Raw genomic sequence first — 13,652 nt, forward strand, 5'->3', positions numbered from 1 at the left:
CTTGTCAGCTTCATCCGATAACATATCTACTAACTCTTTGAAGGTAGACAATTCATCTATATATTGCTCGTCAGAGATCTGTGAGAGTAATTGCGGCGGGAAAAATTCCACTCAATCAGGTTCATTAGATAAAATATCTATAGGCTTTCTCAGAAAGATGGAGTACGCCCAAACCTTGTGTTCGCAAGCTTTTTCAGTGGAATTGTGTACCTCATCTACTCAAGAACCGCTATACAGCATCTTTCAACTTAGACAAGTTCCTACTGTACTTCTCGTCAGATAAAATATCTACTGCCTATTGTAATTTAGACAATTTGCTGTGGTTTGTTACTTCTATTTCCCGCTTGTCTTGCTTGAAACAGACTTTTGCCACGCCTTCGCTTCCTCAACAAACCTCTCTGAATTATGTTCCGGCGTTGCAATTAAGGCTGCTTCAATGTTTGACCACGGAACGAACAAGTCAAAACCGTTGATGGTAAGGCTAATCCAATCTATCAATGTCAATCGAATACCATTACCATCAACGGTTTGCACTTCCCCTACATAACTACGGAGAGGCGCTGTGCCCTCACGAAGCGTTAAAGCAACCCAAAATCCGGCTGCAATAGTCTGGTCTTTGTATTTTTCAATCGCCATTTTGATTTCTGTGTTCCTTAGTAAAGTCATCCATATCATTATAGTACCAACACCTAACCTCACTATACATTGAATGCCATTCATTCATTAACTATGTTGTTGCAATACTTGCTCTAACTCAGATAATGAGTTTTGTAAGTTAAGTTGCCTTAAGCGGCTCATCAAAGTCATCAGGCAACGGTAGAACAAACATTCCTTTCATTGTCCCGGAAACTCGACGTTTCTGTGTCGGCTTTTCTTGGGTTGAGTTTTTAGACTGCTTTTTTATCAAAAACTCAATATAATGAAGCACTTCTGTCTGAAGAGACTCAGGGAGTTCTGCTAATTTTTCTAAAATGACTGGTTGTATCATGGTTTCTGCTCGCGATCGCCCCATCCACTCCATTAAACCACCAAAACCCAATGTCACCAACAGAATAGCCCATTATCTAGTACGATCGCCCTCACTCTACCCAAATCCCGATCGCACTAACACCATCATAATTGTGCAACTTGCCTAAAATCGCCCGATCGACTATTGTTCCTAGTAGATATGATCTTGATATAACAACCAACAAAAACATGACAGCAATATTACCGCCTTGGATAGTTTTAGACTCCCTATTGCACAACTGGCTACTAGAAGATATCGGTAGGGGCGATCGCACAACATCAGCCTTATTTCCCGCAAACAGCATCCAGGGTACGGCTAAATGGATTGTCAAAGAAGCTGGAGTCATAGCTGGATTGCCAATTGCCGATCGCACATTTAAACTTTTAGACAGCAGCCTCAGTTTCATCCCCCAAGTACCAGAAGGGAAACTGTGCCAAAAAGGAGAAGTAATCGCCGAGATTTCCGGCAATTTCGACGCGCTGCTAACCGGAGAAAGAGTAGCATTAAACTTGGCAATGCGTTTGAGCGGCATCGCTACTTTAACTCAGAAATATGTTGACAAAATTGCCGATTTGCCCGTGCAATTAGTGGATACCCGCAAGACAACGCCCGGATTGAGATTGTTGGAAAAATACGCAACTCAAGTCGGCGGTGCTTGCAATCACCGGATGGGATTAGATGACGCGGTGATGATTAAAGACAATCACATTGCGGCGACTGGGGGAATTGCAGAGGCGATCGCCCTAATTCGCAATTCTATCCCCTATCCGCTGACAATTGAAGTTGAAACCGAAACTCTGGCTGAGGTAGAGACAGCTTTGCAGCACAAAGCCGATATTATCATGTTGGATAATATGTCCTTTGATTTGATGCGGCAGGCAGTGGCAATAATTCGCGAAAAGAGCGATCGGGTAAAAATTGAAGCTTCCGGCAATGTTACTTTAGAAACAATTAGAAGTGTAGCGGAAACCGGAGTTGACTATATTTCTACCAGTGCTCCGATTACGCGATCGACTTGGCTGGATTTGAGCATGAAAATTCAGAATCATTAGTCATTAGTCAGCAGTCATGAGTTATAGAAAATATGGCTAATACCAAATCAACCTTTAATAGCCATTTTACTTTTTAGTCTCCCTCTGCTCCGACTTCGTTTGACTCTTAAGCGATTTGAATCGCCGAATAATTTCAGAGGCAACTTATCTCTTAGCTAATGACTAATGACTAATGACTAATGACTCTTAACAATGATTAGAGATAAAATGAACCCAAAAATGCCCGTCAGGCATACAGAGGCTGCGGATTAAGCGGTAAGTATAGTGCAAGTAAGCACCGCTGACACTTGTATCGTAGCCACTTCGGAACCACTCACCATAGGGATCGTGAACGAAGAATCCCTCGCTGTCGTAGCCTGATGCAACTATAATGTGACCGAAAGACGTGAAGTATCCGTGGATGACAGCGGGATTTCCACTGGCTAGCCAATCTTGAACGTCATCAATAGTTGCATTCTCGGTAAAGAAATCTTGAGCGCCGTAATCTTTAACAATCTTTGCTAAATCGTAGGGGTCCCAGCGACTGTAACCTTTGGCGATCGCATATTCGTACAGTTCGTCTTCATATTGCCCGCTTTGTTTGCGCCGTGGCACTTTCAAAAAGTCCATACACATCGCTAATGAAGTTACATTGCAAGAACCTGTAGGATTATTCAAGTTATCCAGTTGCGAGCGATAAGGAATGCCAAGCCTGACAGTTGGGGGATTCGGTTTGGGAAAAAACAGAACGCTGTCTTGAGTAATTTGAGCGTGTGCCCCAAAAACATACCAAATTCCTGAACCTTTGAAAGACTCGTTGCGGAAAGCAACTCTGATGTGACCACGAGCCGGAGCAAAAGCCAGGATCTCAAACTCTTTTCCGGCTGGTATTACTTGTTTTTCCGAGTCCTGAAGTTGAGAAGACGCCAGCGGTTTCGATTTCAAAATCGTGTCTCTAAGCGTTTTCAGGATCAGGGGAGGTGTGATAATCTCCCCTGGTTTGGTTTCGATTAGCTTTTTGGCTGTGACTGCTCCCAAAAAACCCGGTTCGCCACACTTCATCAGAGTTTGAAATCGGTGGAGTGCAGCAGTAGAGAGAGGGCCAAATTCCCCGTCTACGGGAGGCTTCAGTAAACCCAGGTCAATGAGGCGGCTTTGAATTTGACCACTGAGTTCGTCGTCGGCAGCAATTGCTTTGGCATCGTACCTAATGTTTGAGTTGAGAAAGTTTTGTAATTTCATGCTTGCGTGCCCCTGTCAATCGATTTTAGATTCTAGATTTTAGATTTTAGATTTTAGAATTACGATCGCCGATCAATCTGGTTTCCCTAGACTAAATTGCTGACTCGTCAATAATTCCCAGTTGATCGTCTCATAAAATTACAGTAATTTTGCAGCTCAATCGATTTTAGATTTTAGATTTTAGATTTTAGAATTACGATCGCCGATCGATCCGGCTTCCCTAGACTAAATTGCTGACTCGTCAATAATTCCCAGTTTCTCGTCTCATAAAATTACGGTAATTTTGCCGATCGTCCGTACCTTAAAGGCTTCATATTAATTATTTGATACAAAACCTTCAAGGCGCGAGCCGATCTAATTTCACGCACTATTGACTAAAAATCCCTCGTGCGCGTTGACATTGTTTCTGCCGAATGCCGAATGCCGTTGGATGGCTCAAAAGCAGATGGATGGGAGAATTGCCCTGTTGAGGCGATGTCCGATTTATGCTTCGTCCGGGCGAATTACCACAACACCCATTGCGTCGGGAGAGAGATATTTGACAGCGGCTTCTCGGAGATCCTCGGCAGTCTGAGCTTGGATGCAGGCGGCATAGTTGAGGGCGGGAGCGATATCTCCTACCATCGACTGATAGTAACCGTACAAACTTGCTCGATCGCTCGGAGTTTCGTTACCAAAGATAAACCGATTTGCTACTTGAGTGCGGATGCGGGAAATTTCGGCATCTGTCACCAGTTCGGTTTGGAGAGTGCGGATGTGTTGGACGATCGCAGCTTCCACTGCTGCCAAGTTTTCTGTCGGTAGTTGAGCGGAAATTGAGAATACACCGCCTAGTCGCTGAGTCATGTTGCTGACCGAAATTGATGAGACTAGCCCTTTTTCTTCGCGCAAATCCTGAACCAAGCGAGTTGTGCGGCCGTGACCCAATATTGTCGCCAAAACGTCGAGGGCATAAGTTTCTGACATTTCCATGAAACCTGGCACTCGCCACATCACGATCAGTCGGGCTTGCTGAAGGGCAGAGTCTACAAATTCGCGGCGGACTGTTTCTGTAAATGGCGATTCTTGGCCGTAGTTGGGGATTTGGGGTTCTGGGTGAAAGTTGCCGACAGCAGGCACATTTATTTTGTTGTTTTGTGCTGTACTTTTTGCTGCAAAACTGTCTGCGACAATTTCTATTAGTTGCTCGACTGGCAAATTGCCGACAGCTACGGCTGTCATGGCCCCTGGGTGATATCTGCTGCTGTGGAAATCCCGCATTTGTTGCGCGGTAAGCTGTTCGATTACCGCAGTCGGGCCGAGTACCGGTCGCTTGTAGGGCAGGACTTCAAATGCTAATTCCATCGATCGCTGATAGGTGCGGCGGCGGGGATTGTCTTCCGATCGTCTAATTTCTTCTAAGACTACCAGCCGTTCTCGATCGAAGGCGTCGTCGGGAATGCTGGCGTTGAGCAACACATCGACTTGCAGGGGAGCTAGTTCGGCAAAATCTTTAGGAGCTGTGGTGATGTAATAGTTAGTGTAATCTTGGCTGGTGGCTGCATTGGTGACAGCGCCGCGTTGCTCGATCGCGCGCTCAAATTCGCCACTGGGAATGCTCGGAGTTCCCTTAAAAATCATGTGTTCTAAAAAGTGAGCCATGCCGTTAATGTCGTCGGGTTCGACGGCTGAGCCTAAATTGAGCCACACGCTGAGGTTAACAGCATCGACCGGCAAGTGTTCGGCTATAACGGTGAGGCCGTTGGGGAAATGGCGGATTGTTGGGGCGTTGAGGGGCGATCGAGCTGAGGTTTTGAGTAGGATTGATGTCATTGTGCTTTTAAATTTATCTTGTTCTTTATATCTTAAAGGGTCTTTAAGGAAGGACTCAGGCATTCGCCATTTGGCGCGAAAAATGCAATTGGATGTGGACGGTAATACACGCACCGAGTTTTTGGTCTCCCGGAAGAAGTCTTGTTAACGTATTTCTGCGATCGCGATCGTTAATTTATCCTAATAGTTGCCCAAGTCCTCTGTTTTTTGGTGACAGCATTCGATGGAAAATCGAAGATTGAATAAAAACTTAGTATTTCCACAACCAGCTTTTCAACGATTTTGGCGATCAACTTCGGGGAAAATTGGCTTAATTTTGACTTTAGCGCTGATGCTCTCGGCACTGTTGGCCCCCCTACTTTCCCCTTACGATCCGGCGGTCGATCGAGATTATTTGTCGCGCTTGGTGGCTCCTAGCGCTAAACATTGGTTTGGCACCGACGGTTTGGGGCGAGATTTGTTGGTGCGGGTGTGGCACGGATTGGGGATCTCTTTAGTCGTCAGCCTGGTTTCTGTGGGTGCGGGTTTAATTGTGGGAGCGCTTTTGGGACTCGTGGCCGGGTATTTTCGGGGGTTGCTGGAAATGGCGATCGGCACTTTGGCGGATATTTTGCTAGCTTTTCCTTCGATTTTACTGGCGATCGGCGTTGTTACCGTCACCGGGCCGAGCCTGCAAAGTGTAATTATCGCTGTCAGCCTCGTGCAAATTCCGATTTACATCCGTTTAACTCGCAGTATGGTGCTGTCTCTGCGGGAACAAGAATTTGTTTTGGCTGTCAAGGCCTTGGGCGCCAGCGACTTGCGGATTATTTTTCGCCACATTTTGCCGGGAAGTCTGGCGCCTCTAGTTGTACAAGCAACTCTTTCGACTGGTACGGCGACACTAGAAGCTGCCGGTTTGGGTTTTTTGGGTTTGGGCGCACAGCCGCCGGTTCCTGAGTTGGGGACGATGCTTTCTGATGCTTTTAAGGGCGGATACGCTCTTTCGTCTCCTTGGACGATCGTGTTTCCAGGTTTGCTGATTACTTTGACTGTTTTGGGTTTCAACCTTTTGGGCGATGGCCTACGAGACGTTTTAGATCCCAGAGGAAATTAAAGGGGGAGTGGGGGAATTTATATTTTTGCGTTTTGCCTTCTGCCTTTTACCTTCTGCCTTCTTCCCTCTGCGTCCTCTGCGCCCTCTGCGGTTCATCCCCTCTTCCTTCTTCCTGACTCTCCAATCTCAAATCTCATCAAATAGACTGACTTGACTGCTGTCACGATCTACGCGAAACTTTACATACAACTGATGTATTGCTTCTACCTATTAATAACTTCTGTTAAGTTGTGACTCAAAACCTATCAATTCGTCAAAATTGATATAGCGCTTTGTCAGTCAGCCAACTCTCAAGAAGCTACTTCAGGAGGCATCGTCCCTGGCTTGCTGGTGTCGGTGTCTGTTCTCAATATTCCTATTCAGTCAGCCCGAATTATGGAAACACTAGAGTTTGTGATCTATCCAGATGGCCGCGTACAGGAAACAGTCACCGGCATTGTCGGTGCTTCCTGTGCTGAGGTAACGGCTGCAATTGAAGCTCAGCTCGGCGTGGTGCTTCACCAAGAGTCAACATCTGAATATTTCACGCAAGCGCTGCATCAGTCAGCCGAAGCGACGGCCCAAGTGGCTTTTAGCGATTGGTAATTTTTTTTGTTGAGTTCACTTAAGTTTTTTTGGAACCACCATGTCACATTTTAGCCAAATTAAGACCCAGATCCGCAATTTGAATTCTTTGGAAGCTGCTTTAACTGACTTGGGTATCGACTGGAAGTCGGGCCCGACTGAGGTGCGCGGCTATCGCGGCCTAACCAGCACTGCTGAGGTCGTGATTGAGCAAAAAAACGGCTACGACGTAGGTTTTAGCTGGAACGGGACTGAGTATGAATTGGTGGCTGACTTGCAGTTTTGGCAGCAAGCTTGGTCTGTAGACCGTTTTCTGAATAAGGTGACTCAGCGCTACGCTTACCATACTGTGGTGAATGAAAGCGCTAAGCAGGGTTTCCAAATTTCTGAGCAAAAGCAAAATCAAGACGGTTCACTCCGCTTGGTGGTGCAACGCTGGTGCGCTTAATAATTTTTCGAGATTTTTGCAATCTTGTCTCATCAAAGTCCGCTTTCGCGGACTTATTTACTATTGTGGGGGTCTAAATGTCTGAGCTTTCTGGACTCGGAATAGATACAGCAAGCGATCGCTCTGGTTTAGAGCCGGAGTTGGGAGGTTTTTTGCGGGATGCGCCCGATCGCTCTGGTTTGGAACCGGAGTTGGGCGGCGTGTTGCGCCAAAAAGGTGTCTATGTTGATGAGATTACCTGCATTGGCTGCAAGCACTGCGCTCACGTTGCTCGCAATACTTTTTATATTGAACCGGATTACGGTCGATCGCGCGTAGTTCGACAAGACGGGGATTCTGAAGAGTTGATTGCTGAGGCGATCGACACTTGTCCGGTGAATTGCATTCACTGGGTTGATTACACCGAACTCAAGAATCTGGAAGAAGAACGCAAGGATCAGGTGATGCCTGTCGTTGGTTTTCCGGTGGATATGGCGACAGTTAAGGCCGGTATTCGCCAGCGACAAAAGAATAAGTTGCGCGATCGTAAGTTCAAAGGTAGCCATTGAAATCCCCAATTCCCATCCGCAGCTTGAAACCTGTGGCTCAAACAACAAAAACAGCCCGCGCGGGCTGTTTTTTGTATACATTGTATAGTCAAATTTATTTGAGAGGATGGTGTTCAGCGAGAATTTTCTCAACTCTAGCTTCGTCGATTCTGGCAGTTAATGTTGTTGCCTCGTTGTTATCGCGAATGGTTTTTGCTAAAGTAAAAGACGAGCCGACTGAAAAAGTTAAACCCATACCCATAAAAGCTTTTTGCCAAGGGTCTACCTGTAAATAAATGATACCTACAGTAGTTGCGGAAAGGGCAAGAATAAAAGAAACCCAGCACTGAAGTATCCAAGCATTAGTATCTTTTTGGCGTATGATTTGTTTCTGCATAGTGCCTCTAAGTCAAATATATCTTTTGGTTCATTAACTTAAAGAATAGATAGCGTGAGTGAAGCGGTCAGGAGAGGAAGGGACAGTTTCGATAAGTGAACAGTGCGATCGAACTTTTTACTAAAAACTATAACGCTGTAGATAGGGTTTGAGGCTCAAGAAAGACTCGCAGCGAGTGGACAGTTTGAAAACTCCACTAAGCAAAGCTAGTTTTTTCTCAAAATAGCGTAACGTGCGCCGAGGCGCACCCTACTTCTCCCAGTCCGCCTCCGCTAACGAGAGTTTGACTCTATGCAGCGGTTTCAACCGCCGACTCTTATCTACTTCGTTGGCATAGCCGCAGTTTCAACCGCCGAGTCCGATCTACTTATTTTTCTGCTGAGTCTTCGCTTGTTCGATCGCAATTTCCCTGACTGCTTGCAAAGAACTCAAATTCGATGCTCCCTCAATCGCCTTCACCGCCAAATCTTGAACCTGTTTCAAAGCAGAATCCAGTTGTTTCGACAAACTAGCAAGGCGCGCATCTTGATTTTGAATTGTCTGCAACATCCCTTGAATTTGCAGTTCATAATTTTGCTTTTGCCCTTCGATATCTTTAGCAGACAAATCCGCCTTAACTTTAGCTTGGTAATTGCCAATATTGCGACCGTTATCTTTCCCGTTCTTGATATTAGCTTCCAGTTCTTTCGGGAAAGCTTCTACCTTAGCTTTAACCTCAGCATAAAGTTTTTCCCGTTCCGAAATAGATTTTTCGCGTTCCGCCCACTGTTTCTCCTGTTCTTGCTGAAACTCTTCGATTTCTTGATACAGCCTTTTCTGGCGCTGTTCGTATTCTTCCATGTCGAGGTTTCGCTGAAGATTCAAATCGTAAGCATACAACTCTTCATCCCGCTGGCGAGCTTTTTGCTGATTCTCATTGCGTTCTTTAACTGCCAACTTTTGCAGTTCCTGCTCTTTTTCCCAAGCTTGCCGGCGTTCTAACAATTCCTGTTCAACAGTTTCGCGCTGTTCGCTGAGTTCCGCACTAAATGTTTTGGCGCTTTCTTCGTATTGTTGGATTAAATTGTCCAGCGTATCTTCTGCAACATCTTCTAAACTATGCAACTCTTGCAGTTGTTGGATTTCGTCGCCGACAGTTCGCTGCAATTCCCCCAGTTTAGATGCTTCTGTTGTCAGTTTTTCCGACAGTTCGCTGACAGCGGCACCGAAGCCAAATTGCAGTAAGATTAAATTGTCGATCGTCCCCTGCATTTTTTGTTTGCTTTCAGTTAAAGCCATTGCTTTTCTTGCTTCGACTATTGCTAGTTCTTGGACTGCGATTTCTGATTGAGAAATATTGGCAGATTTATCGTTATTAAGCTGCTTCAGTTGCGAATCAAGGGCATTTTTTTCTTGTTCCAACTGTTTATAAGCTTCTAATATTTCAGCCTTCGTATTTTTGTCATTCATTCTCGCCATCGCTTTCATCTCCTAACTTTGTTAGTCCGCATCGGCGGATTTTGTTTGACTCTTGAGCGGTTTCAACCGCCGATTATTATCCAAAATTGAGCTACAAACCTTAAGCTTTGGTAGCAAAAGCTTTCAGTGCCAAGTCTTGCGCTTGCTTCATCGTCGCTTGCAATTGTGTAGAGATTTCGGCGATTTGTTCGGTTTGTCGCTCAATTGTCTGCAGTAGAGATTGCACTTTCAATTCATATCCCTGCTTGCTTCCTTCCCATTCTTTCTCCACTAAATCTGCCTTGACTTTAGCTTCGCGGGAAACTTCTTGAATTGCTTCTTCTTTGGCTTTGACATAAGCCTGTTTGAGTTCTTCTTCAAATCCGGCGACTTTTCTTTGGTTCTCTTCAAACTCCGCTTGATTGTCGCTGAGGACTTTTTCCCGTTCCACCCAATTTTTTTCTTTTTCGCGGGTAGATTCTTGCAAGTCCCGTTCTAGTTTGCGCTTCGTTTCTTCGTATTCGTCGGTTTCGATTTTGCGGGTGCGTTCTAATTCGTATTGGTAATCGGCTGTTTCTTCCTGACGCTTTTTAGTTATGAGTGCAGTTTCTTCTTGAACTGCTGCCTCAAATTCTTGCTGTTCTTTTTCCCAAATTTTGCGTTTTTGGGTGGTGTCTTTTTCGATAAGTTCGCGCTGGTTGGCGTTGTTTTGTTGGAGCAGGGTCAGTTTTTCTCGGTGCTCTTGAGTTAAAATGTGGAGGGCGTCTGCTACAACTCTGATTTGCTGCAACTCTTGCAATTGTGCGGCTTCAATTTCGATGGCGCGTTTTAATTCGTCTAATTTTGAAGATTCCGCCTTCAGTTTTTCGGAAAGTCCGCTGGTGATGCTGCCGAAATCTAATTGTAAGTCTGCTAAGCCTTTGACGATGCTGTCAATTGTGTAGGTGGAGGCGACTTCGAGGAGTTGTTTGTTCTTGGCTTTTTCGGCTGACTGTTCTTTGGTTTCGACTTTAGATTCGATCTTTTTTTTGTCTGCTAAAATCTGCTGAAAGTTTTGCAAAATTTGGGCTTTGGTATCCTTGGCAGTTGCTATTGTCATAATTTTTGCTTCTCCTGATTATAACTTTTCGACACTTGTGAATGAAACGTTTTCAGTTATTCTAAGTTGCGGAGTTGGCTGAGAAGGGAACGGTACTTTGTGGCTGCGTCGGGTTTTTCTTCTGGATTGGCAATACCTAGAATTTTGAGAATTTTCCAGCAGCGATCGCACCGATTTCCTTGCCCGCAGCCGCACTCATCAATTATACTTAAGAGTGTGCCTTTTAGCAATTGATTTTCTGCTAACAAAGCTCGGTAATTCCGCTGGACAGATTCGGCAACTAAAGTCATGTGTTGGAAGTCTTCGGTGAGACTTTCGATGTCGTTAACTGCGTCTGCCCGAATTTGGTCTAGCAGCTCAAGATTCTCTTTCAAACGGCTTTCTTGGAGGTTGGGTTGGGTTTTTAGATTCGTTAATTTCTTCATTTCATTATGCGTTGTAACAGTTATGGTAAAGGCGCGATTTAATCGCGCCTTTACAACAGAATTAGAACAAGTCAGCAGTTGATTTGTCTTCCGCTGGCGGTAGCGACATACCGCCGTTGGAATTCAAAGCAAGAGCATCGCTTTCACCGCCAGCGTGAGCGGCCATCAAGCAGGCAACTTGCTGCGCCGGCAGGTTATCTAAACACACCATAGCTTTTGTTCCTTCTAAGTCAATCATCCGCGATTGATTGCTAGAATCTGACAAAACTGCTGCGGCTTGGTCGATTACTCCCCAGTCTTTACGCTCCATCCAAGACCATTTCAAGCTGTAGTAGTTAATCGGTTTTACTACTCCGCTGTCGTCTGGTTTTTGACCGGAATGCTTGACAAATTCGGGAACAAAAATTCCGGTTGCAGGTTCTACGCCGCGAGATTGAACTGATGCTACCAAACGGTTAAAATCGTTCAAGCTGCGGTTTTTGATGTATGTCACCATGACAACTCCTTGCGGCAGTTCGCCACTTTCTGCGACAAACCACAGTTGACCCCACAGTGTGTGGGAAGTTTGACCGAGGGAACCGAAGAATTTGGAGAATTTGAGGATTGTCATGGAACACTTGGAACCGTAGTCTGTATCGCCAATTGTCCACTGGCCGGCCTGGCAATTGTTACGTACTGCGATCGGGATTTCTGGTACTAGCAAAGCATTGCTCGGTTTGGCACCAAATACTGAAAATGTAGGTCTTTCTTGTGTTTTAGTAGTCATTGTTCGTTTTTCCTTAATTATTGATTTATGTTCTGACTATTAGGAATCGGTAATTGGGAATTGGGAACTCACAACACTCGAATTATTTTTCTTCCTTCTTCCTTCTTCCTTCTTCCTTCTTCCTTCTTCCTTCTTCCTTCCATTACCTAATGAGATGTGTTGTCGCTTTTGGTTCTGGATAGGTATACTCAAGCACCGCCTCTTGTTGAGCTTTGATAATCCGCAGCGCGGCGAGCAAATGCTCTAACGTTTCTAGGTGCGCTGGGGTGAAGTGGATGCTGAAGCCTTCGCCATCCCGCGCGTAGCCGGGACAAACCAGTGAGGCTGAGCTTTGTTCTTCGTGGGTGGCGATGTATAGCCAGTCATCGTCTTCGAGCTTGTAATGCGTGTCTGTCCAGGTTCTCAGCATTTGCTATCTGCTCCTCCTTATTTGCTGCGTACAAGCGTTTTGACGCCCAGCGCTTCTCACTCCTCTAAAGTTGACGACGCTATATGTAGCGTGTGAGCTAGGCTAATTTGCACCCTTAACCCTACCAGTCAGGCTCGGCAGGTTGATTAAACCGTCAACTAACCTCATGGTAGCGCGGGTTGATTTTCCCGTCAAGTATTTTGTTGAACTTTTCATCAAAACAGGCTAGAATGCTTGTCAGGAGGCGAAAAACCGTGGAACAAACATTTGGAAGACTGATCCGTCAAGCTCGCAAGGACAAAGCTTACTCACAACGTGAGCTAGCTGCTATGCTAAGTGTGGATTTTACTTATTTGTCTAAGTTGGAGAACGATCGAGCGGATTATGCGCCAAAAGAGGACGTAATCCGAGCATTAGCGCGAAATCTAGACATAAACGAAGAGGAATTGATTTTCTTGGCGGGGAGGCTGCCGCAGCAGTACGAAGCGCTGCTGAAGCAGAATCCGAAGGAAATGCAGGCTCTTTTCCGCCGGATGCAAGAAAATCCAGATTGGCTCAAACAGTCTTTTGAAGCGTAAGAGAGGCCCCTCATAGTGAGTATTTTTAAGCCGTATTGCTTCTATCCCAAAGAAACGATCGAGCGTTTGGCAAATGACATCTTGATGCAGATGCAGAAAACGCAAAATTTTGCTCCGAGATGGCCTTTTGATGCGACAACGGTTGCTGATTTTCTGGATTTGGGCGTTGTTTGGGAGTGCATTGAGCCGGATGAAGAGGGTGCGATCGCGGCGAGGATTTTGCCACAGCAGCGGTTAATCGAAATCAACGAACAGATTCTGGAAAAACCGCCGGGTTTCATCGAATCGACGATCGCCCACGAAATCGGCCACTGGGTGCTACACGTCAATCAAGACGAAGCAGACGGCACTGTGGAACAGTTGGAATTAAACTTAGGGAATGAAGGAAAAGCAGCCCAGGATGTCGAGGAACCGTTTGTTTGTCGGGGTGCGAGTGCTGATAATAAGGTTTTGTCGATCGAATGGCAAGCGCAATATTTTGCAAGCTGTTTGTTGATGCCTCGGTGTATTTTGGAGGAAAAAAGACAGGGACGCGATTTAACTAAGTGGTCGCATTTATACAAAATGAGAGATGAATTGGGAGTGAGCATTTCCAATTTGACAAACCGCTTGCAAGAATTCGATTGGATTTATATTCCCAAGGGAACGCGCGAGATTTATGCCGGGAAAGATGCGGCAAACGGGCAGCAGCGGTTGTTTGGATAAAAGTGCGATCCTCTTCGTTGGCGTAGCCCCCGTAGATACTGTCTTGACCTGTCAAGGGGTAGCAGTCAAATAATTGGGGTCGAAAGGCTTTTGGGATTTTAAAATCC

Annotated in this window: 18 protein-coding genes; 8 read left to right on the forward strand and 10 right to left on the reverse strand. The window is 45.6% G+C overall.

Annotation, left to right across the window (positions count from 1 at the left end):
• Positions 1 to 333: 333 nt before the first annotated feature.
• Complete coding sequence (locus QUA77_RS08050) at positions 334 to 636, reverse strand: hypothetical protein (RefSeq protein ID WP_333449790.1); 303 nt, start codon at positions 634 to 636, stop codon at positions 334 to 336.
• 139 nt (positions 637 to 775) lie between these two features.
• Positions 776 to 988 carry a type II toxin-antitoxin system VapB family antitoxin gene (vapB, locus tag QUA77_RS08055; RefSeq protein ID WP_333449791.1) on the reverse strand — a complete coding sequence of 71 codons (213 nt, stop codon included), beginning with the start codon at positions 986 to 988 and terminating at the stop codon, positions 776 to 778.
• Between vapB and QUA77_RS08060 the strand changes: the two genes are divergently transcribed.
• Positions 987 to 1,136: a hypothetical protein gene (locus QUA77_RS08060; RefSeq protein ID WP_333449792.1), complete on the forward strand. Its 150-nt coding sequence runs from the start codon at positions 987 to 989 to the stop codon at positions 1,134 to 1,136. The genes vapB and QUA77_RS08060 overlap by 2 nt on opposite strands.
• Positions 1,137 to 1,197: 61 nt before the next feature.
• Complete coding sequence (gene nadC, locus QUA77_RS08065; protein ID WP_333449793.1) at positions 1,198 to 2,061, forward strand: carboxylating nicotinate-nucleotide diphosphorylase; 864 nt, start codon at positions 1,198 to 1,200, stop codon at positions 2,059 to 2,061.
• Between the two features lie 186 nt (positions 2,062 to 2,247).
• Here the strand turns inward: nadC and QUA77_RS08070 are convergent, their stop codons facing one another.
• Complete coding sequence (locus QUA77_RS08070; RefSeq protein WP_333449794.1) at positions 2,248 to 3,282, reverse strand: C39 family peptidase; 1,035 nt, start codon at positions 3,280 to 3,282, stop codon at positions 2,248 to 2,250.
• Positions 3,283 to 3,765: 483 nt separating this feature from the next.
• Complete coding sequence (locus tag QUA77_RS08075; protein ID WP_333449795.1) at positions 3,766 to 5,094, reverse strand: pitrilysin family protein; 1,329 nt, start codon at positions 5,092 to 5,094, stop codon at positions 3,766 to 3,768.
• A 223-nt stretch (positions 5,095 to 5,317) separates the two neighbouring features.
• Between QUA77_RS08075 and QUA77_RS08080 the strand changes: the two genes are divergently transcribed.
• The 4 genes from QUA77_RS08080 (at position 5,318) to QUA77_RS08095 (ending at position 7,750) form a co-directional block, all read left to right on the forward strand.
• Positions 5,318 to 6,190 (forward strand): ABC transporter permease, encoded by an 873-nt coding sequence (locus tag QUA77_RS08080; protein ID WP_333449796.1) that lies wholly within the window; start codon positions 5,318 to 5,320, stop codon positions 6,188 to 6,190.
• Positions 6,191 to 6,565: 375 nt separating this feature from the next.
• A complete protein-coding gene (locus QUA77_RS08085) occupies positions 6,566 to 6,775 on the forward strand; it encodes a DUF2997 domain-containing protein (protein ID WP_015176940.1) in 210 nt (69 codons plus the stop codon).
• Between the two features lie 40 nt (positions 6,776 to 6,815).
• Positions 6,816 to 7,202 (forward strand): DUF1257 domain-containing protein, encoded by a 387-nt coding sequence (locus QUA77_RS08090; protein ID WP_242716193.1) that lies wholly within the window; start codon positions 6,816 to 6,818, stop codon positions 7,200 to 7,202.
• A gap of 77 nt (positions 7,203 to 7,279) precedes the next feature.
• Complete coding sequence (locus tag QUA77_RS08095; protein WP_006634894.1) at positions 7,280 to 7,750, forward strand: ferredoxin; 471 nt, start codon at positions 7,280 to 7,282, stop codon at positions 7,748 to 7,750.
• A gap of 94 nt (positions 7,751 to 7,844) precedes the next feature.
• On the opposite strand, the gene QUA77_RS08100 is transcribed toward QUA77_RS08095, so the two are convergent.
• From QUA77_RS08100 to QUA77_RS08125, 6 genes are all read right to left on the reverse strand, one after another.
• On the reverse strand, positions 7,845 to 8,126 hold the full coding sequence (locus QUA77_RS08100) for a YiaA/YiaB family inner membrane protein (RefSeq protein WP_333036187.1): 282 nt from the start codon (positions 8,124 to 8,126) through the stop codon (positions 7,845 to 7,847).
• A 363-nt stretch (positions 8,127 to 8,489) separates the two neighbouring features.
• Positions 8,490 to 9,584 (reverse strand): hypothetical protein, encoded by a 1,095-nt coding sequence (locus QUA77_RS08105; protein ID WP_333449797.1) that lies wholly within the window; start codon positions 9,582 to 9,584, stop codon positions 8,490 to 8,492.
• 100 nt (positions 9,585 to 9,684) lie between these two features.
• Entirely contained in the window at positions 9,685 to 10,662 is a 978-nt protein-coding gene (locus QUA77_RS08110) for a hypothetical protein (RefSeq protein WP_333449798.1), read from the reverse strand.
• A gap of 56 nt (positions 10,663 to 10,718) precedes the next feature.
• The gene (locus tag QUA77_RS08115; protein WP_333036192.1) at positions 10,719 to 11,087 is read right to left on the reverse strand and encodes a hypothetical protein; all 369 of its coding nucleotides are present in this window, start codon (positions 11,085 to 11,087) and stop codon (positions 10,719 to 10,721) included.
• A gap of 61 nt (positions 11,088 to 11,148) precedes the next feature.
• The gene (locus QUA77_RS08120; RefSeq protein ID WP_333036194.1) at positions 11,149 to 11,853 is read right to left on the reverse strand and encodes a hypothetical protein; all 705 of its coding nucleotides are present in this window, start codon (positions 11,851 to 11,853) and stop codon (positions 11,149 to 11,151) included.
• 142 nt (positions 11,854 to 11,995) lie between these two features.
• Complete coding sequence (locus QUA77_RS08125) at positions 11,996 to 12,262, reverse strand: hypothetical protein (RefSeq protein WP_190662273.1); 267 nt, start codon at positions 12,260 to 12,262, stop codon at positions 11,996 to 11,998.
• Between the two features lie 254 nt (positions 12,263 to 12,516).
• Here QUA77_RS08125 and QUA77_RS08130 point away from each other — a divergent pair, with 254 nt between their 5' ends.
• Both QUA77_RS08130 and QUA77_RS08135 read left to right on the forward strand, forming a co-directional pair.
• Positions 12,517 to 12,840, forward strand: coding sequence for a helix-turn-helix domain-containing protein (locus QUA77_RS08130; protein WP_172189318.1), 324 nt, complete (start codon positions 12,517 to 12,519; stop codon positions 12,838 to 12,840).
• A 15-nt stretch (positions 12,841 to 12,855) separates the two neighbouring features.
• Positions 12,856 to 13,545 carry an ImmA/IrrE family metallo-endopeptidase gene (locus QUA77_RS08135; RefSeq protein WP_333060466.1) on the forward strand — a complete coding sequence of 230 codons (690 nt, stop codon included), beginning with the start codon at positions 12,856 to 12,858 and terminating at the stop codon, positions 13,543 to 13,545.
• The last annotated feature ends 107 nt before the right edge of the window (positions 13,546 to 13,652 follow it).

Origin of the sequence: Microcoleus sp. K5-D4 (assembly GCF_036704575.1) — a bacterium.
Classification (GTDB): domain Bacteria; phylum Cyanobacteriota; class Cyanobacteriia; order Cyanobacteriales; family Microcoleaceae; genus Microcoleus.

Coding starts and splice junctions, on each gene's coding strand:
- QUA77_RS08075 (WP_333449795.1), bottom strand. CDS start 5,094: ATGACATCAATCCTACTCAAAACCTCAGCTCGATCGCCCCTCAACGCC.
- QUA77_RS08080 (WP_333449796.1), top strand. CDS start 5,318: ATGGAAAATCGAAGATTGAATAAAAACTTAGTATTTCCACAACCAGCT.
- QUA77_RS08050 (WP_333449790.1), bottom strand. CDS start 636: ATGGCGATTGAAAAATACAAAGACCAGACTATTGCAGCCGGATTTTGG.
- QUA77_RS08090 (WP_242716193.1), top strand. CDS start 6,816: ATGTCACATTTTAGCCAAATTAAGACCCAGATCCGCAATTTGAATTCT.
- QUA77_RS08085 (WP_015176940.1), top strand. CDS start 6,566: ATGGAAACACTAGAGTTTGTGATCTATCCAGATGGCCGCGTACAGGAA.
- QUA77_RS08120 (WP_333036194.1), bottom strand. CDS start 11,853: ATGACTACTAAAACACAAGAAAGACCTACATTTTCAGTATTTGGTGCC.
- QUA77_RS08105 (WP_333449797.1), bottom strand. CDS start 9,584: ATGGCGAGAATGAATGACAAAAATACGAAGGCTGAAATATTAGAAGCT.
- QUA77_RS08095 (WP_006634894.1), top strand. CDS start 7,280: ATGTCTGAGCTTTCTGGACTCGGAATAGATACAGCAAGCGATCGCTCT.
- QUA77_RS08060 (WP_333449792.1), top strand. CDS start 987: ATGGTTTCTGCTCGCGATCGCCCCATCCACTCCATTAAACCACCAAAA.
- nadC (WP_333449793.1), top strand. CDS start 1,198: ATGACAGCAATATTACCGCCTTGGATAGTTTTAGACTCCCTATTGCAC.
- QUA77_RS08125 (WP_190662273.1), bottom strand. CDS start 12,262: ATGCTGAGAACCTGGACAGACACGCATTACAAGCTCGAAGACGATGAC.
- vapB (WP_333449791.1), bottom strand. CDS start 988: ATGATACAACCAGTCATTTTAGAAAAATTAGCAGAACTCCCTGAGTCT.
- QUA77_RS08115 (WP_333036192.1), bottom strand. CDS start 11,087: ATGAAGAAATTAACGAATCTAAAAACCCAACCCAACCTCCAAGAAAGC.
- QUA77_RS08100 (WP_333036187.1), bottom strand. CDS start 8,126: ATGCAGAAACAAATCATACGCCAAAAAGATACTAATGCTTGGATACTT.
- QUA77_RS08070 (WP_333449794.1), bottom strand. CDS start 3,282: ATGAAATTACAAAACTTTCTCAACTCAAACATTAGGTACGATGCCAAA.
- QUA77_RS08110 (WP_333449798.1), bottom strand. CDS start 10,662: ATGACAATAGCAACTGCCAAGGATACCAAAGCCCAAATTTTGCAAAAC.